The organism is Natronoarchaeum rubrum, assembly GCF_024494695.1.
The window spans coordinates 23,817-40,271 of the sequence record NZ_JANHDP010000004.1 but is presented as its reverse complement, the minus strand read 5'-3'; the positions used below and the strand labels follow the sequence as shown (position 1 = coordinate 40,271).

The following is a 16,455-nucleotide window of genomic DNA, read 5'->3' as shown; positions in this document are numbered from 1 at the left end:
CTCCGCTTTCGACCGCGCTACTCCGCCAGCAGCGCGGGCGTCTCGCCGCGCTCGACGGTCGAGCGGTTCGTCGTCGGGTCCTTCCGAACGTGGACGACGGCGTCTGCAGCGCCGACCAGTTCCTCGTCGTGGCTGACGACGACGATCTGCTCGACGCCGAGGTCCCGCATCGACCCGACGAGTTCGACCAGCTGGGCGACGTGGCCCGAATCCAGAAACACGGTCGGCTCGTCGAGGATCAGCGGCGGCATCGGCGCCGCGCCCTCGATCCCCTCGGCGAGCAGCCGGTAGATCGCACAGCGCAGGCTGAGGTTGAACAGCGCGCGCTCGCCGCCGGAAAGCTGCTCGGGATCGAGCGGCTCGCCGTCTTTCTGATAGACCGTCAGCTCGTACTCGCCGTCGAGTTCGATGTGCGAGTACGAATCGTTCTGGTAGACGAGATCGAACGTCTCGTTGAGCATCCGTTCGAGAGTTTCGACGTTGCGCTGGCGCAGCTCGGCGCGCAGGTCGCCGTAGGTCTCCTGCAGCTCCTCGGCTTCCTCGTACAGCGAGTCGAGCGCGTCGCGGCGCTCGACGAGTTGTTCGCGGCGCTCGCGGAGCGATTCGAGCTCGTCGAGTTCGTTTCTGACGCCGCCGATGCGGTCGATCAGATCGTCGCGCTCCTCGCGCAGTTTCTCCAGGGTCGACTCGGCCTGCTCGATGTACTTCGTAGCGCGCTGTTTCTCCGAGCGGGCTTCCTCGACGCGGTCGGCGTCGAAATCGGCCTCGAGGTCGCGCTTGCGCTCTTTCTTCTCGGAGAGGCGCTCGCGGCGCTCGTCGTTCAGATCGGCCTTCGCGGTGCGCTTCTCGCGCAGGTCCTCGATCTCGGACTCGACGTCGTCGAGGTCGTCGAGCGTGTCGGCGAGCGATTCGAGCCGGTCGCGGCGCTCGCGCAGGTCGCCGCGCTCGGCGTTGATCTCGGCGATCTCCTCGCGGCGTTCGTCGGCGCGGTCCTCGGCGTCGGCGGCGTCCTCTCGCTTCGCTTCGGCGTCGGCGTCGTGCTCGTCGGCCGCCTCGCGGAGCTGCTCGACACGCTCGCGGCGGTCCTCCAGAGCGGTCTCGCGCTCGTCGATCAGCCGTTCGACGCTGTCGCGGTTCTCCTCGAGTTGGGCGACCTCGCGTTCGGCTTCGACGAGTTCGGTCGCGGTGTCGAGATCCGATTCCACAGCTTCGAGTTCGGCCGCCAGTTCGTCGCGCTCGGCGTCAAGTTCCTCGACGCGCTCTCGGTCGTCAGCGAGCGCGTCGACGTGGGGCGAGTCCTCGACGGGCTGACCGCACTCGGGGCACTTCCCTTCGTCGAGTAGCGCCTCGGCCTCCTCGACCTTCGAGCGGGCGGTCTGGAGTTCGGCGCGCACGTCGGCGAGGTCGTCTTCGAGATCGGCTTTTTGCTCCCGGAGCTCCTCGCGATGGGCTTCGGCGTCGCCGAACGCGACCGGCGCATCATCGAAGCGATCCTTCGCGGCCTCGATCTCGTCGTCGATATCGTCGAGCTTCTCGCGGCGTTCGGCCAGCGTCGCCTCGTCGTCTTCGAGGTCGGCTTCGAGCTCGTCGGCCTCGTCGCGCTTCTCGGCGGCCGTCGCTTCGAGCTCGTCGGCGCGATCGCGGGCGTTCTCGGCGTCGCTGGCGTGCTCTTGGATCTCGACGTTGAGCGTCTCTAGTTCGTCGCGGAGCTGTTCGTCCGCGTCCCGGAGCTCGTCGAGAGCGTCCTCGACTGCTTCGACGAGACCGTCGTCGCCGTCGCTGTCGGACGCCGATGCGTCCGCGTCGAGGTCCTCGGCGTCGCGGGCTGCGACGAGGAGTTCGTCGCGCTCCTCGCGCAGGTCGTCCCGGCGCTCGCGCGTCTCGGCGAGTCGCTCTTTGAGCCGGTCGCGCTCGGACTCGGTCTCGCGGATCGTCTCCTCCAGCTCCTCGACGTCGTCGGCGAGCTCGTCGATCTCCTCTCGTTTCTCCTCGAACTCTTCGAGGATCTCCTCGGCGCTCTCTTTCGTCTCGCGGGCGGTGTCGAGCTGGTCCTCGATCCGCTCGATCTCGGCGGTCGTCTCGTTGCGCTCGCTCTCTAACTCGTTGAGCTGCTCGTGGAGGCCTTTTTCTTCCTTGGCTTCGATCTGACCGTCGATCTCGTCGACGTTCCCGCGAAGTTCGCTCAGCACGTCCTTGACCGCGAGGCGGGCCTCGCTGGCGCGCTCGCGGTACTCTTCGAGTTTACCGAGCTGGAGCAGGTCGTCGATCATGTCCTGGCGGTCGCTCGGCGAGGCGTGGATCAGCTTGTTCACCTCGCCCTGGCGGACGTACGCGCAGTTGACGAACGCCTCTGCGTCCATCCGGAGCAGGTCGGCGACGTAGCCACGCACCGCGCGGGCACCCTCGATCGTCTCGTCGGGCGCTTCGAGAACGCACTTGGCGGTCTGGGCGCGCTCGCCCGAGAATCGAATCCGGCGCTCGATCCGGTAGGCCTCGCCGCCGTGGTCGAAGGCGAGTTCGATTTCGGCGTCTTCGGCGCCGTTCGTGATGACGTCGTCGAGCGTCCGATCGTCGAGCGCCTTCGAGCCGTACAGCGCGAAGAAACAGGCCTCCAGCAGCGAGGACTTCCCGCTGCCGTTGACGCCGTGGATCACCGTGACGCCCTCGTCGAGCCGGAGTTCGGCGTCGGCGTAGCACTTGAAGTTCTCCAGGCGGATCTCGCGGAATTTCACAGGTACTCCTCCATGGACGACTGGGAATCGGTCTGCGCGCTCTCCGCGGGCGATTCGGCGTCCGGCTCGTCGCCGGAGTCGGTCGCGGCGTCGGCGTCCGGCTCGTCGCCGGAGTCGGCTGCGGCGTTGGCATCCGAGTCGTCGGCGTCCGCGGGGTTGGCGTTCGCGACATCGACCGCTGCTTCCTCGTTCGGATCGGCGACGTCACCTCCATCAGCGGCCGCGCCGTCGTCGCTCGTCTCGGCCTCGCTGTCTCCGGCGTCGCCATCGTCCTCGACGCCCTCGAACGCGTCGAGGCCGTCGCCGAGCCGGTCGCGGATCTGCGTCTCGACGGTCTCGCGGACGTTCGAGTCGGCGACCTTGCTCTCCCGGACGGCTTCGTCGATGTCGCGGGCGGCGGGGCTCAGCCCCAGCTCGCGCAGGCGCTCGCGGACGGCATCGTCCGGGTCGGCGAAGCTCACGCTGACGTCGGTCTCGCTGTCGATCTCCCGGCGGTCGTTGACGCGAGCGACGAGCGCGTCGCGCTCTAAGGCGAGTTCCTCGACGGCCGCGGGGGTGATCTCCTCGCCGTCACCCTCGACGGTGACGATCACGACGGCGTCCTCGACGTCGTACTCGCGGACGCGCTCGCGGACGCGCTCGGTGCCCTCGCCCTCGACGAGTTCCACGTCGACGAACCGGAAGTTGCGAGTGTCGGCGACCGCGCGGCGGGTGATCGAGACCGCGTCGGTGCCCGTGGCGTCCGCCTCGGCATCGGCGGCGTCGCCGAACCGGACGATGTTGTAGCCCCGGTCGTCGCGCTCGTCGGCGCTGGCGCGCTCGGTCGACCCGCAGTAGGTGACCCACGCGCCCTCGACTTCGCGCTTGCCGGGCGCGTGGTTGTCGCCCAGCAGGACCGCGTCGAAGGCGACGTCGGCGTCAGTGAGGACCTCCTCGGTGTCCCAGTCCGCGTGGGCGAACGGCTCGAACAGGCCGTGACTGACGAGCGCGCGGTGGTCGGCGTCGGTCGGCTCGAACTCGTAGTCCAGATCGTCGCGTCGGGACTCGGGAACGAAGTCGAGGCCGTAGAAGGCGGTGTCTCCGATCACCTCGGGGCTGGCACCCAGGCGGGTCGCCAGGCCGAGGTCCTCGAACAGGTCGAGCCACTGGCCGTCGCGCTTGGTCTCGTGGTTGCCGACGACGGCGAGGAAGGGAACCCCGGCGTCCGCGAGCTCCCGCAACGCCGAGACGGTTCCCTGGAGATCGAGCAGTTCCGGCCGGCGGTCGTGGAACAGGTCGCCGGCGTGGACGACAGCGTCGACATCGGCCTCGATGGCGTCGTCGACGACCCGTTCGAAGGCCGCCAGAAAGTCCCGACGACGCTCCGGTGAGTGGTACTGCCGGTACCCGATGTGGGTGTCGCCGGTGTGGATCACCCGTGTCATTGCCGGGACTTGACGGCGGCGTCTTAAATCGGTTCCGCGACCGGGGTGAAAGTGAACGCCGGCCGGGGATGGCTACGATCAGTTCGCAGGAACTGAAGCGGGACCGGTCCGGTGCAATCAGCTGAGCCAATATATTACACTGTCCTGAAACAGAATTATTCTAACATTCCGCGGTCGCCGATCGTCGTGGGGAAAACCATATGGAAATATTATGGAGAAATAATTAAGAGAGTGGACAGTGACCACCCGACAGTGGCTACCCAGTCGATCCGCCGCTCGACGGACGAGGTCACCCACTGGTGCGGGAACGTCCTCGAAGCGTTCGCCATTACCGTCGAGGACGCCGCCGAGTGCCACGACGAACTCGACGGCGAGTGCGTGGGATCGGTAGCCGATCTCGTCGGGGCCGTGCGGCGCCATCCCTCGGCGTTCCCGAATCCGGTGACGTTCGTGCGCGACACGCTGGTGGCGTCCGCCCGCGGCGTCGACGCTCCGGTACGGTACTGGGCGAACGCGCCGGAGGTCCACCTCGACGCCCTGTTCGCGCCGTTCGACTGTCGAGTGACCGTGGAGTGGCGTCGCGACGACACCCGTCGGATCGTGCTCGAAGACGCCGACGGCGCCGAGTTTCGGGCCACGCTGACGTACCCGGATACGCCGCTCGAGCGGGACAACTACCCCGCGCTGCTCGACGCGGTCAACCGGGACCTCCTCGCCGGCACCGGCGTCGAACTGGTGTTGCTCGACGGGCCCGATCGACGCTGGCAGTTCGCGCTCGGCGAGACGGCGGCGCTGGAGCACCTTCGCGGCCGGTACGGCCAGACGGTCCGCTTCGGAAATCGGGGACTTCTCGCCGAGCACCAGCCTCCCGAGTACGTCCACGACGGCGATGACGACGGCGGTCGCGACGACGTGCCGGTTCCCGACTGGGCGTCCGAGTCGCGGGCACGACTCGACGCCCGGGTTTCGTTCCGGAGGGGCGGCGAGACGTTCGCCGATCTGGTCGAGCGGATCGACCGTTCGACCGACTCGTTCGCCGATGTCGACCCGGAGGCGCTCTGTACCGGCGACGCGAAACCGAGTCGAGAGCCCCAGCCCTCGGCCGACGTCGCCGCGCTGCTCGACGATCTCTCGGAGGTCTGGCCGCCCGGGACGACGTGCGATCCGGAGCGAGCAGCAACACCAGCGACGCCGGTGCTGGGCACGTCCGCGCGGGAGTCCGCCGAGGCGACGGCGGCGATCGACGAACTATTCCGTCGGCTGGAGCGCGACGTCGCAGCGCAAGGGCGGGACGGCGTCGACGACGCCGCCGACCCGACGCGGCAGTCCGATCCGGACGCGACGCCCGAAGCCGTCACCGGGTCTGTCGCGTCCGAGGACGGGTGTTCGGAGTTCGTCTGGCTCGACGAGCGGCGCGTCGGCTCGCGAGCCAGTGAACCGTAAGTGCCGGGTCACCGAACGGTCGGTAGAGTGAGGCGCGGGACCGGCCCGAAAGAGAACGGTCGGGACGCGGATCTTCCGTATCGGTCGAATCTCCGATATCGGCTACTCGATCGTGAGGGGCTACTCGATCGTGAGCGTGTAGAGGCGCTTTCGCGCGTCGGAGAAGGAAAACCGGGAGTCGACGACGCCTTCCTCTTCCAGTCTGTTCAGGGCGTACCGGACGGTTCGGGCCGGTAACAGCGTTTCCTCGGCGAGTTGGCTCTGCGTAAGCGTGTCGTTGTACTCGAGGACTTTCGCGACGAGCTTGGCGCTCGGAGGGAGATCGCGAACGTCGTCCCAGGTCGCCTCGGCGTCGTCGGCATCCAGCCGCGCTGTCTCTGATGCGCTCATCGTACTCCGAGGTAGCAGATACAGTCTAATAATATTGTCCCTTCGTGATTATTACCTTCGCTCATTTGACTGTTCGGGCCTCCGCGAAATCGGAAGCCTCAGCGGCGACGGCGTCGGTCCAGTAAATCGACCCTACCCGAAGCCTCTTATGAACCAACGCCCTAGGCCCGGGTGATGAGCGATACTGTGGACGACGTCGACCTCCCGTACGACGAGGAGGACACGTCAATGCAGGAGAAAATAGAGGCCCTCCGCGAGCGTCTCGAAGTTCTGGAGTCCCAGAACGAGGAGATGCGCGACAAGCTGCTGGACGCCAACGCGGAGAACAACAAGTACCAGCAGAAGCTGGAACGGCTCACTCACGAGAACAAGAAGCTCAAGCAGTCGCCCCTGTTCGTCGCGACCGTTCAGGAGCTCACCGACGAGGGAGTCATCATCAAGCAGCACGGCAACAACCAAGAGGCCCTGACCGAGGTCACCGAGGAGATGCGCGACGGCCTCGAACCCGACGACCGCGTCGCGGTGAACAACTCGCTGTCGGTCGTCAAGTCCCTCGAAGACGAGACGGACGTCCGCGCCCGCGTGATGCAGGTCGACGAGTCGCCCGAGGTCACCTACGAGGACATCGGCGGCATCGAGGAGCAGATCAACGAAGTCCGCGAGACCGTCGAGATGCCGCTGAAGAACCCCGGCGCGTTCGACGAGGTCGGCATCCAGCCGCCCAGCGGCGTCCTGCTGTACGGGCCACCCGGCACCGGCAAGACGATGCTCGCGAAAGCCGTCGCCAACCAGACCGACGCCACCTTCATCAAGATGGCCGGCTCGGAGCTGGTCCACAAGTTCATCGGCGAGGGCGCGAAGCTGGTCCGGGACCTGTTCCAGGTCGCCCGCGACCACGAGCCCGCCGTGATCTTCATCGACGAGATCGACGCCATCGCCGCCAAGCGGACCGAGTCCAAGACCTCCGGCGACGCCGAGGTCCAGCGCACGATGATGCAGTTGCTCTCGGAGATGGACGGCTTCGAGGACCGCGGCGAGATCCGCATCATCGCGGCGACGAACCGCTTCGACATGCTCGACCGCGCGATCCTCCGCCCCGGTCGGTTCGACCGCCTCATCGAAGTGCCCAAGCCCGATATGGACGGCCGCGAGATCATCTTCCAGATCCACACCCGCGACATGAACGTCGCAGACGACGTCGACTTCGCGGAACTGGCTCGCATGGCCGACGAGGCGAGCGGCGCCGACGTCAAGGCGATCTGTACCGAGGCCGGGATGTTCGCCATCCGCGACGACCGCACGGACATCCGGATGGAGGACTTCGAGGAGGCCTGGCGGAAGATCCAGAAGGAGACCGAGGAAGAGGACGTCTCCAAGACGTTCGCCTGATCGGTCGACGGCGTCGTCCACAGCGTCTTTGCGGCTCGAACTGCGGCAACGTTTTGCGGCGCATCGCTTCTACGAGCATCGACAACCGTCAGTGCGGAGTCCGGTCGGAACGTGTCTCGTCGGATAGCGACGTGTACTCGCGGACCCCGACGCCACGCTCCGCTGGATGCCGACGCCGCGCTCCGCTGGATGCCGACGCCACGCTCCGCTGGATGCCGACGCCGCGCTCCGCTGGATGCCGACGCCGCGCTTTCGTGGCGAGTAACTTACATTACCTCTCGGTGTGACGGTGGCGTATGGTCCCGCGGAGATCCCTCCGAGTAGCGCTCTGTGGCTTGCTCGTCGTTTCGCTCGCGGCGGTGATCGCGCCTGCCGGAGCGGCGCCGCCGCCCGAACCGCTCTGCGACGCCTGTGGAGAGAGCTTCGAGGAACGCGTCGAAGAGCGCGGCGTCGCCGTCGACGACGAGTTCGTCACCTACCCGATCGATGTCGTCCGGAGCACGGCGGAGGTTCGGGTCCGCGAGAACGGCACTGCGACGTGGACCGTCCGAAACCATCTCGACGACTCGGACGGAACAGATCGGCTGCGATCGAACGCGAGCTACCGCCATCGGATCGCGGACGGCGCGTTGGACGACGCCGAGTTGCTCGACGCGACCGTCTCCGAGAACGACGTGCTGGAGTTGCGCTACCGCGACGACGGCTTCGCCGAGCGATCGATCCGCGGGACGCTCCGATCGAGCGAGTTCACCGACGCGTACGGGCACCGGAATCTCGATGGATTAGGTTCCGATCGGCTCGTCGTTTCCGTGCCCGAGGAGTATCGGGTGGGCTGGACGGTCTCGGACGCGACCGTATCGGAGGGCGGCGATCGGATGACGCTCACGGAACTCGACGATCAGGGCGTCGTGACGTTCGTCCCGCGTGACGTCGCGCTCGGGTGGCTGTGGAGCTTACTCGCGGTCGCGGAGCTCGTCGCCCCGTCGACCGCGGCTAACGCCCTCGTGATCGCGGTGACGCCGGCGCTCCTGTTCGGCGCAGTGGTCGGCGCCGTGGTCCCCCTGTTCGGGCGGCGAGAGGATCTCGTCGCGGCGATCGACCGAGCGCTCGCGCGCGTCGGGCTGACCGTCGATCGGGTGCTGGACGCCCCCGGCGTCAGCCTCGCCGCGGTGGGGGCGGCGACGACGCTCGCGATGCTCGGAATCGGCGCCGTTCGAGCGGTCGGGCCGTCGCTGCTCCCCCTGTTCGGCGTGGGGACCGCCTACGTGATGCTGGGCGCCGGGATTCAGCGAGAAGGCGTTCGAGAGCGGGCGTCGTACCGAACGCTCGTCGGCCTCGCGGGCGTCGGTGCCGTCGTCGCCGGCGCCATCACGCTCGGCCTCGCGGCGCTCGCGTCCGGGTCGACGCGCTGGCTGGCAGCAGGCATTCCGACGCTCGTCCCGGTCTTCTCGCTCCTTCCTGCGGGGTACGCGCTGGGACGAGGAAACCGCCGTCTGTGCGTCGCGACGGCCACGGTCGGGTTCGGCGTCGCCGCGCTGTCGGTCTCCCCCGTGGTGGCGACGGGGCCGTTCGGCGGGCCGTACTCGGGCGTCGCTGCGGTCGTGCTCGTCCTCGGTACCGCGGTCGGGAGCGTCATCAGCGTCGCGGTGGTCGGGGCGCCGCTGCTCGTCGCGGGTGCGGTACTCGGGAGTGGTCGGTCCGTCGGGGCCGCCGATACGCGCGAGCGCTAATCGCGCAGCGTAGATGCCGGTCAGAGCAGCGTAAATAGCGCGTACGGAACGAGAAACAGCGCCGCGAACATGATCAACAGCACGACGCCGTAAGCGACCGCGGTGCTCGCCGCGGTCAGCCAGGCCGGGTGATCGAACTCGTCGAGCGCGTCGATCGGCATACGAGTATAGCTCGCGTGCGGGGAGTTAACAGTGTTGGCACGCCGGGAAACTGGCAAGCCGTTGGTCTCACAGAACACGGTCGACGCGGACGACGAGTTGCAGACGCCGCGTTCCGGTCGCCGTTCGGGGCGTGCGTGGCAGTTTTCGGTGCGTTCCGGACGCCTTTTAACGACCGCGCGACTACGACGCCGCAATGACGAACATCGACGTGGTCGACAACCACGGCCAGTTCACCCACCTGGAGCAGCGCGCGCTCCGGGACATGGGCGTCGACGTGGAGTTGATCGACAACGAGACGCCGCCCGAAGAGATCGACGCCGACGGGCTCGTACTCTCGGGAGGCCCCGACATCGACGACATCGGCCGGTGCAGCGAGTATCTGGATCTGGACGTGCCGGTGCTCGGCATCTGTCTGGGCATGCAGATCATCGCCGACGAACTCGGCGGCCGCGTCGGCGGCGGCGAGTACGGCGGCTACGCCGACGTCACGGTCGAAGTGCTCGACGAGGACGATCCCCTGACGGGCTCGCTCGCGCCCGAAACCCGCGTCTGGGCGAGCCACGCCGACGAGGTCAAGGAACTGCCCGAGGGCTTCACGCTCACCGGACGCAGCGACGTCTGCGGCGTCGAGGCGATGAGCGACGCCGACCGCGATCTCTACGGCGTCCAGTGGCACCCCGAAGTCGCCCACACCGAGGAGGGCGAGGAGCTGTTCGAGAACTTCGTCGACATCTGCAACCGCTGAGGACCACGGGCCGGCCGTGCTCGGATCCAGTCGGCGCGAGATCGGCTGCGTTCGCCGGATTTGAACCGACTGTGCGTGTCCGGTCTGAAGGTTTGGGCCAAGCGGGACCGAAACCGGTCGACGCTATCTTTATTTTTCTCGTTCTCGAAGTTGACTCTATGACCGAGTCCGAGCGAAGCACTGCAGTCGTCGCCGCAGTGTGGATCGGGTCGCTGTTACTGTTCGCTCTCCCGGCGTTTCTGGCGACGGTCCATCTCGTCGACGCCGTTCTTGGGTTCACGAATCTCTCCGTTCCTCCCGCCGGTTGGCTGCTCGTCAACGCGGTCGCGTTTCTGGTAGCGGTACAGACTGCGACCGAGATCGCCGCCTGGCGACTCCACGGCGGCGGCTGGTTCCGGCGCGGCGGCCGGCGACTGCGGGCCGTGAGGATCGCGGTCGCGACGGGCATCTGCGTCGGCGCACTGACGCTGATCGCACTCGCGACGATCTGGCTGGTCGCGGCCGTAGCGACCGCCGAGACCGGGGGCGTCTTCGTTGCGGGCGTCGCGCTGGCGTTCGTGATGGCGTTTGGGGCGAGCGCGGTGCTCACGGGGCGGGCGTTTCTGCGCGGCTATCGCGCTGACGGCCGCCTCGGCGGGCGTCCCGACTAGCGGTCACATCGGAGCAGGTGTCGAAAAAGACGATCGTCGCCACGACATCTCGGTGACGGCATCACCGAGACGGCGGCGTCACGCGTCGTCGAACAGGTCGTCGACCGCCGAGCGCGCGGCGAGCGCGGCGTCGTCGGCGACTCGATCCTCGTCGGCGTCGACGTCAGGCGCCTCGACGTAGACGTCGACTTCGAGGACGCCGTCTTCGAAGGTCACTCGCACGTCGTAGTCGTCGACCGCGGAGCGCTTCATGCGCGAGAAGATCACGCCTTCGGCGGCTTCCGCGGCGGTCTGGACGACCGTTTCGTCGGTGGGCATCGGACGCTTACGCGCCGCCGGGGCCCATGCCGCCGCCCATCGGGCCGCCGCCGCCACCGCCGCCGAGCATCTCCTGGAGCTCTTCCTGGAGCTCCTCGAACTGCTCCTGGACGCGCTCTTCCTGCTTGTCCAGCGTCTCGACACGGATCTCGAGGTCGTTGACCGTCTCCTCGAGGTCGTCCTCGGCCTCGTCGTAGTCGGTCTCGACGAGCAGCTCGCCGACCTCGCGGTACATCACGGTGTCCTCGTCGATGTCCTCGAGCTCGTCGAGGGCCGTCTGGGACTCGCTGAGCTGTGTTTCGGCTTCTTCCTTCTGGACGGCGACTTCCTGAGCCGTCTCCTGAAGGTCCTGAAGCTGTTCGAGCTTCTCCTGCGCTTCCGGCGGCAGATTACCCTGCATACGTGCGAAGTGGTGACCCGGACTGAAAAACCCCTGCATTGTGGTCGGGCAGTCGGGTCGCCGATAGGACACAGTAGTGGACGACCGACGTCGAACCCCCTGCAGGCGACGGTGACGCGCGGAACGCTTTACGAGGCGATTCTGCTGTGCGGGCGCCGACTCTGCAGACGTGCTGGGTAGAACCGTCTGCAAAGACGGTTCTACAGGAGAGTTCTACACAGATCGAGCCCTGCTGCGCTCGGCCCCGGCCGAGCGAACGCCCTCCGCGACGTCGATCAGCGACAGCCAGGTGTTGGTTGCCGCCCGAAGCGCGACGAGATCCGCGGCCTCGACGCGAACCGTGAGTGTCCGGCCATCGCGTTCGAGGGCGACGCCCGAGCGGTCGTCGTCGATCTCCCCGATCTCCCGCCGGAGGCTCCGCTCGACGATCGATGCCGCGTCCGCAGAATCGTATTCGAAATCGTACGTCGCCTCGTGGACGGGGGTGTCCATCTAGTTGACGTCGACTTCCTTCACGTCGCGGCTCCGCTCCTTGAGGAGCACCCGGTGCCCGCAGTAGGGACAGCGAACGCCGCCGTACTCGTCGAGTTCGACGTCGCGTTTGCAGCGCGAGCACTTGTACGCCATCGTTACTCCTCGTCCTCGGCGAGCGCGGCGCGGATCGATCGCTCGACGCTCTTCCCGCCCGGCGTCTCGGGGCGGTAGGTACCGCCGGCAAACTTGTGGCCGCAGCGCCGGCAGCCCCAGATGCCCGTCCCCTCGCGGTCGATGGTGTCGCCGCCGCACTCGGGGCAGGTGTGGTCGTCGTTCATATCGCTCTCGATCTCGGCGACTCGCTTGCGGGCGACCCGGCCGTAGCGCGCGCCGAAGCGGCCCGCGCTTCCGGTCCGTCCCTTCTTGCCTTCGGCCATAGTACCGTGTGATAGCTCAACGGCACGGATAAACCCTTTGAGTCGAGACGGACACGGCGCCGACGCGCTCGAAACCGGCGACACACTCGCGGGGTCGACGCTCAGTGCTCCTCGGCGGTCGGCGGCGAGATCGTCAGTTCGTGACCGACCAGCGCGGCCGCAGCGAGGGCGCCGAGAATCACCAGCGGCAACTGTTCGACGCCGCCGCCGATGCCGGCGACGTGTTCGATCGCTCCCGCGAACGACTCCACGACGACGCCGCTCAGGATCAGGAGCGGCAGCACCGCCAATACCACGTCGTACCTGGAGGCCATCGCTAATTAGATGTAATTAGGACGTTCCTTGTAAAAGTAGCGTGTCGTGACGTGCCGAGCTGTCGAGGGACGGTCGACGGAGCGATTCTATAGTTCGGGACCGGCAGCGCTCGGATGTGACACGCCAGCCCCACCCCACCGTGTCGCGTGTTCTACGGCCGAAGGGTGTACCCCTCGAAACCGCTACGTCGAGCAGCGTCTTATCGGCACCCCCACCCCACCGTGTCGAGTGTTCCGGAGAGAAGGCGGGAGGGGGGTAGTGTGAGCGTGAACGCTCGACTCTTGGACCGAGATATAACTGCGTCTCGTCGTCCGCACACATCGTATCGTCGCCCAGAATTCATCGTCCCCTAGAATTGCATCGCCCCCGATCGTTGCCTCGTCCGCAAACCCTCGTCTCTGGTCGCTACGTACCCTATTTCTCACCGATGCTCGCCATCGCCATGCAAGACGATGTCACTTAGTTCTCGATCGCCTCAGAACTGTGAACCGATCACATCCCCCACCGTGTCGTGTGTTCGCTACGAGTTCTATTCAGTGCGCTGTAAGGTCAGTCTGTTCGGCCTGGCGAACGACGGTCGGCGGCAGGTCGACGGTTTCGAGGTCGTCGACGACGTCCATCACCATCTCGACGGCGACGTCGAGATCGTAGACGTAGTACTTCCCGCCGGCTCGCCCCTCGTTGCGCGTGTTCCGGTGGAGGATACCCTGCATCGCCAGGTCCGAGAGATGGTCGTGCATCCGGCGTCGAACCAGCGGATTCGTCCCGACGTACTCGGCGGCCGAGCGGTATCTGGGGTAGATTTCGCGAACGCGCGCCGGCGTCTCCTCTTCCAGTGCGAGACTCAGCACGGCGACCAGCGAGAGGTGGCCGTGCTGCGTGAGTTCGACCATCCCCTGCTTGATCCGGCCGCGTTCGAGCGCGCGCTGGGCGTCGCGCACGTGTTTCTCGGTCACTTCCGTCACGTCCTGAGAGCGAGCGAGGTCGCCAGCTTTGTAGAGTAGGTCGAGCGCCTGTCGAGCGCTCCCGGTGTCCTGGGCGGCCAGCGCGGCACACAGCGGCAGGACGCCGTCGGCGAGGACGTCGTCGTGCAACGCCTTCGCGGCGCGCTGTTCGAGGATCGACTCGAGTTCGCTGGCGACGTACGGCGAGAAGTGGATCTCCTCCTCGCAGAGCGCGTCCTTGACTTTCGGTGAGAGCCCGCTGCGGAAGCTGAAGTCGTTGCTGATGCCGATGATACCAGGTTTTCCGGACGAGAGGTAGCCGTTCGCACGCGCTCGCGGAAGCTCGTACAGCAGGTCGTCGTCGTCTCCGATGTGATCGATCTCGTCGAGTACGATCAGCACCGTCCCGCCCAACCGCTCTAACTCGTCGTAGAGCATGTCGAAAATTTTCTGCTGGGGATAGCCCGTCGTGCTGATCTGCTCGTTGGCCGGTCGTAGCTCGTTGACCAGATTGGCCGCAACTTGGTAGGAGCTGGTGAGGTTGTTACAGTTCAGCCAGACGATCGACAGGTCGACGTCGTCGTACTCCTCGACGTCCCGGCGAAGGTGATCGAGCAGGAAGCGCGTCGCGACGGTCTTGCCCACACCTGTCTTCCCGTAGAGGAAGACGTTCCGCGGCTGGGCGCCGTTGACCACCGGCTGCAGCGCGGTCTTGTACGCGTCGAGCTCCTCGTCGCGCTCCTGGATCGAATCGGGCTGATAGTCTTCCCGCAGGACATCCTCGTCGCGGAAGATGGTCGTGTCCCGATCGAACAGCGGCATTGACGAAATTCTAGGACAGGTCCTACATAAAACCGGCGTGTCGAGTGCGTCGTGTGATATAAACTTTTATTTACTAGAACACCCCTCCCCGTCGAGTGTTTGCGGAGCGGGCGGATCGCGGACCGTCGCGGCGTCGACCGATCACCGCTGATCGGTGCCGCCGTCGTTTCTGCTGGCCCCACCGTGTCGCGTGTTCGCTGATCTGTGGCCGCTGATCTGTGGCCGCTGATCCGTGTTCACTGATCCGTGGCGCATGTACCACGACGAGGCAACGCCGTGAACCTCTCGCACCGGACTGACCGCTGTTGGGGTTCGAATTGCTTCTAGCGGTTACCTACGTTAAGTAACGTTCGAACCGAGATCGCTCCCTCGTCGACCCCCTCCCCACCTCCTGACCGGAACACTCGACACGGTGGGGTGAGTGACCGGAACGAGATCACATTCCCGCCCCGCCGGTACTCGGCTAACACTCGACAACGTGGGGTGACTCCGTCAGACGATTCCTCGACGAACGAGAAGAAATCGCCTGCAGGAGCCGGCACGCTCGCCCGAGGAACACTCGACACGGTGGTGTGTGGGTCGGCGTCCCGTTCCGTGTCACGTCGTCAGTTCCGGCGACGTTCGTGCCACCGTCAGCGCCATCAGTACAGATCAGCGTCGTCGAGCGCCTCGTTGAGATCCTCTCGAACCCGCTCGCCGCCGTCGATGTCGCGGGCGGTCGTCACGATGCGGTTCTCCTGGACGCTGGAGCCGTCCCGCAACAGTAGACGGACGTTCCCGTTCCCGTCCGCCCGCGTGACCTTCGCACGCAGTCCGGACTGGGAGCCGGTGCCGCCCGCGTCGATCGGCCCCGGGATCACCTTCTTGACGTGGGGGTGTTCCGCGACGGTCTGGACGGCCCGGCGCCCGTCCCGACTACCGATCAGCGTCGTGTGGGAGCCGCCGAGTTTCTCCATCGGCGGCAGGTCGACGACCTCCAGCGCGCGCTCGCCGCGGCGTTCGATCACCGTCTCGACCGGATCCTCGCCAGTGACGCGGTAGAACTCGTGGTGGGACTGGCCGCGGATCGCCCGCAGCACCTCGCGATCGCCGGTCGCGTACACTTCGTCGGGACGCTTGCGCCGGATCTCGTCGGCGATCTTCCCCGCGTAGTTCCGGAGTTCGATCACCGCGCTCTCGCCCTCCTCCTCGGGCATCGTCGTCACCGTCGTCTCGCCGAGCACGTCGTCGTCGTCGAGCATCGTCACCGTCGCCCGGTCGCGATCGAGGTCGAGTACCACGGTGTCGGCGTTGCCGGTGTTACAGACCAGACAGTAGTCTCCCGGCCGCTCGAGCGAGCTGGCGCAACGCCCACACTCCATGTACGCCGCAACGGCGTCCACCCGGTAAAGCGGCGCGCTTTCCGTTCGGCTATCGCCCGGCCGCTCGTCGGGCGTTCATTCTTTGCTCGTCAGGAGTTCGCCCGTCGGTTACTCGTCGCTCGACCTATAACTCGTTCGACTCATCACAACTCGTCCGACTCACCCCTCATTCGATTCGTCGCGCCGACTGGCTGCCGTCTCGGCCAGTTCGGCGCCGCAGTTCGGACAGTAGCGGTCGCCGTCGTCGACCACCGCATCGCACTGGGGACAGCTTCTCGGCTCGCCCGCCGTCTCGCCAGTCGCCCCTCGATCAGCAGCTCCTCGACCGATAGCCCCTCGGTCGAGGTCCGCACCGCACTCTCGGCAGAACTCCGCGCCCGGGCGCGACGCCGCTCCGCACTCGGGGCAGACCTCCTCCGACGGCTCCCGCAGCACCCGCCGCTCGGACTCTTCGAGATAGGAGTAGCCGGCGTACAGCAGGTTGAACACGGCGAACGACCACCACGCGGTGAACACGGCCAGCAGGATGTGGATGCCGACGCTGCCGTAGCTGCGTCGGACGAGCACGACCCGGTCCGGCGTCTCCCGCTCGATCTGCCACCCCTCCTCGATCGCGGCGTCGAGTCGCTCCTGAAGCCGGCGGCTGTGCATCACGTGGTGTGACCACGACGCGGGAGATAAGGCTTCGTGCGCCGATCCGGCGGGATGGTGTACCGACA

General features: G+C 66.7%; 18 protein-coding genes. 5 read left to right on the top strand and 13 right to left on the bottom strand.

Annotated elements, in window-relative coordinates; all coding sequences use genetic code 11:
* Window positions 1-17: 17 nt before the first annotated feature.
* Together rad50 and mre11 are read right to left on the bottom strand one after the other, a co-directional pair.
* On the bottom strand, window positions 18-2,732 hold the full coding sequence (gene rad50 / locus NO931_RS10865; protein ID WP_256392359.1) for a DNA double-strand break repair ATPase Rad50: 2,715 nt from the start codon (window positions 2,730-2,732) through the stop codon (window positions 18-20).
* Window positions 2,729-4,156: a DNA double-strand break repair protein Mre11 gene (mre11, locus tag NO931_RS10860; RefSeq protein WP_256392358.1), complete on the bottom strand. Its 1,428-nt coding sequence runs from the start codon at window positions 4,154-4,156 to the stop codon at window positions 2,729-2,731. Before mre11 ends, rad50 begins: the two co-directional genes overlap by 4 nt.
* A gap of 252 nt (window positions 4,157-4,408) precedes the next feature.
* Here mre11 and NO931_RS10855 point away from each other — a divergent pair, with 252 nt between their 5' ends.
* Window positions 4,409-5,599 carry a hypothetical protein gene (locus tag NO931_RS10855; RefSeq protein ID WP_256392357.1) on the top strand — a complete coding sequence of 397 codons (1,191 nt, stop codon included), beginning with the start codon at window positions 4,409-4,411 and terminating at the stop codon, window positions 5,597-5,599.
* 120 nt (window positions 5,600-5,719) lie between these two features.
* Here the strand turns inward: NO931_RS10855 and NO931_RS10850 are convergent, their stop codons facing one another.
* The gene (locus NO931_RS10850; protein WP_256392356.1) at window positions 5,720-5,989 is read right to left on the bottom strand and encodes a MarR family transcriptional regulator; all 270 of its coding nucleotides are present in this window, start codon (window positions 5,987-5,989) and stop codon (window positions 5,720-5,722) included.
* A 174-nt stretch (window positions 5,990-6,163) separates the two neighbouring features.
* On the opposite strand from NO931_RS10850, the gene pan1 reads away from it, so the two are divergent.
* Both pan1 and NO931_RS10840 read left to right on the top strand, forming a co-directional pair.
* The gene (gene pan1 / locus NO931_RS10845) at window positions 6,164-7,378 is read left to right on the top strand and encodes a proteasome-activating nucleotidase Pan1 (RefSeq protein ID WP_256392355.1); all 1,215 of its coding nucleotides are present in this window, start codon (window positions 6,164-6,166) and stop codon (window positions 7,376-7,378) included.
* Window positions 7,379-7,674: 296 nt separating this feature from the next.
* Window positions 7,675-9,108, top strand: a complete 1,434-nt coding sequence (locus NO931_RS10840) for a hypothetical protein (RefSeq protein ID WP_256392354.1) — start codon at window positions 7,675-7,677, stop codon at window positions 9,106-9,108.
* Between the two features lie 20 nt (window positions 9,109-9,128).
* Here the strand turns inward: NO931_RS10840 and NO931_RS10835 are convergent, their stop codons facing one another.
* Window positions 9,129-9,269, bottom strand: a complete 141-nt coding sequence (locus tag NO931_RS10835) for a hypothetical protein (protein ID WP_256392353.1) — start codon at window positions 9,267-9,269, stop codon at window positions 9,129-9,131.
* A 194-nt stretch (window positions 9,270-9,463) separates the two neighbouring features.
* Here NO931_RS10835 and NO931_RS10830 point away from each other — a divergent pair, with 194 nt between their 5' ends.
* Both NO931_RS10830 and NO931_RS10825 read left to right on the top strand, forming a co-directional pair.
* A complete protein-coding gene (locus tag NO931_RS10830) occupies window positions 9,464-10,015 on the top strand; it encodes a GMP synthase subunit A (RefSeq protein WP_256392352.1) in 552 nt (183 codons plus the stop codon).
* 158 nt (window positions 10,016-10,173) lie between these two features.
* On the top strand, window positions 10,174-10,665 hold the full coding sequence (locus NO931_RS10825; RefSeq protein ID WP_256392351.1) for a hypothetical protein: 492 nt from the start codon (window positions 10,174-10,176) through the stop codon (window positions 10,663-10,665).
* Window positions 10,666-10,743: 78 nt separating this feature from the next.
* Here NO931_RS10825 and NO931_RS10820 read toward each other — a convergent pair whose 3' ends face one another.
* From NO931_RS10820 to NO931_RS10780, 9 genes are all read right to left on the bottom strand, one after another.
* Entirely contained in the window at window positions 10,744-10,983 is a 240-nt protein-coding gene (locus tag NO931_RS10820; RefSeq protein ID WP_256392350.1) for a DUF3194 domain-containing protein, read from the bottom strand.
* Between the two features lie 7 nt (window positions 10,984-10,990).
* Window positions 10,991-11,383, bottom strand: a complete 393-nt coding sequence (locus tag NO931_RS10815) for a prefoldin subunit beta (protein ID WP_256392349.1) — start codon at window positions 11,381-11,383, stop codon at window positions 10,991-10,993.
* Between the two features lie 213 nt (window positions 11,384-11,596).
* Entirely contained in the window at window positions 11,597-11,875 is a 279-nt protein-coding gene (locus tag NO931_RS10810; RefSeq protein WP_256392348.1) for a KEOPS complex subunit Pcc1, read from the bottom strand.
* Entirely contained in the window at window positions 11,876-12,010 is a 135-nt protein-coding gene (locus NO931_RS10805) for a DNA-directed RNA polymerase subunit P (protein ID WP_256392347.1), read from the bottom strand.
* Window positions 12,011-12,012: 2 nt separating this feature from the next.
* Complete coding sequence (locus NO931_RS10800; RefSeq protein ID WP_256392346.1) at window positions 12,013-12,294, bottom strand: 50S ribosomal protein L37ae; 282 nt, start codon at window positions 12,292-12,294, stop codon at window positions 12,013-12,015.
* A 101-nt stretch (window positions 12,295-12,395) separates the two neighbouring features.
* On the bottom strand, window positions 12,396-12,608 hold the full coding sequence (locus NO931_RS10795; protein WP_256392345.1) for a DUF8015 family protein: 213 nt from the start codon (window positions 12,606-12,608) through the stop codon (window positions 12,396-12,398).
* Window positions 12,609-13,142: 534 nt separating this feature from the next.
* On the bottom strand, window positions 13,143-14,375 hold the full coding sequence (locus NO931_RS10790) for an orc1/cdc6 family replication initiation protein (RefSeq protein ID WP_256392344.1): 1,233 nt from the start codon (window positions 14,373-14,375) through the stop codon (window positions 13,143-13,145).
* 641 nt (window positions 14,376-15,016) lie between these two features.
* A complete protein-coding gene (locus NO931_RS10785) occupies window positions 15,017-15,736 on the bottom strand; it encodes a DUF2103 domain-containing protein (protein WP_256392343.1) in 720 nt (239 codons plus the stop codon).
* 159 nt (window positions 15,737-15,895) lie between these two features.
* A complete protein-coding gene (locus NO931_RS10780) occupies window positions 15,896-16,387 on the bottom strand; it encodes a zinc ribbon domain-containing protein (RefSeq protein ID WP_256392342.1) in 492 nt (163 codons plus the stop codon).
* Window positions 16,388-16,455: the final 68 nt, after the last annotated feature.

What these genes read in the sequence shown, in the direction of transcription:
- mre11 (WP_256392358.1), bottom strand. Translation starts at nt 4,156, where the DNA reads ATGACACGGGTGATCCACACCGGCGACACCCACATCGGGTACCGGCAG.
- NO931_RS10790 (WP_256392344.1), bottom strand. Translation starts at nt 14,375, where the DNA reads ATGCCGCTGTTCGATCGGGACACGACCATCTTCCGCGACGAGGATGTC.
- NO931_RS10805 (WP_256392347.1), bottom strand. Translation starts at nt 12,010, where the DNA reads ATGGCGTACAAGTGCTCGCGCTGCAAACGCGACGTCGAACTCGACGAG.
- NO931_RS10800 (WP_256392346.1), bottom strand. Translation starts at nt 12,294, where the DNA reads ATGGCCGAAGGCAAGAAGGGACGGACCGGAAGCGCGGGCCGCTTCGGC.
- NO931_RS10830 (WP_256392352.1), top strand. Translation starts at nt 9,464, where the DNA reads ATGACGAACATCGACGTGGTCGACAACCACGGCCAGTTCACCCACCTG.
- NO931_RS10840 (WP_256392354.1), top strand. Translation starts at nt 7,675, where the DNA reads ATGGTCCCGCGGAGATCCCTCCGAGTAGCGCTCTGTGGCTTGCTCGTC.
- NO931_RS10785 (WP_256392343.1), bottom strand. Translation starts at nt 15,736, where the DNA reads ATGGAGTGTGGGCGTTGCGCCAGCTCGCTCGAGCGGCCGGGAGACTAC.
- NO931_RS10835 (WP_256392353.1), bottom strand. Translation starts at nt 9,269, where the DNA reads ATGCCGATCGACGCGCTCGACGAGTTCGATCACCCGGCCTGGCTGACC.
- NO931_RS10850 (WP_256392356.1), bottom strand. Translation starts at nt 5,989, where the DNA reads ATGAGCGCATCAGAGACAGCGCGGCTGGATGCCGACGACGCCGAGGCG.
- NO931_RS10795 (WP_256392345.1), bottom strand. Translation starts at nt 12,608, where the DNA reads ATGGCCTCCAGGTACGACGTGGTATTGGCGGTGCTGCCGCTCCTGATC.
- pan1 (WP_256392355.1), top strand. Translation starts at nt 6,164, where the DNA reads ATGAGCGATACTGTGGACGACGTCGACCTCCCGTACGACGAGGAGGAC.
- NO931_RS10810 (WP_256392348.1), bottom strand. Translation starts at nt 11,875, where the DNA reads ATGGACACCCCCGTCCACGAGGCGACGTACGATTTCGAATACGATTCT.
- NO931_RS10815 (WP_256392349.1), bottom strand. Translation starts at nt 11,383, where the DNA reads ATGCAGGGTAATCTGCCGCCGGAAGCGCAGGAGAAGCTCGAACAGCTT.
- NO931_RS10825 (WP_256392351.1), top strand. Translation starts at nt 10,174, where the DNA reads ATGACCGAGTCCGAGCGAAGCACTGCAGTCGTCGCCGCAGTGTGGATC.
- NO931_RS10820 (WP_256392350.1), bottom strand. Translation starts at nt 10,983, where the DNA reads ATGCCCACCGACGAAACGGTCGTCCAGACCGCCGCGGAAGCCGCCGAA.
- NO931_RS10780 (WP_256392342.1), bottom strand. Translation starts at nt 16,387, where the DNA reads ATGCACAGCCGCCGGCTTCAGGAGCGACTCGACGCCGCGATCGAGGAG.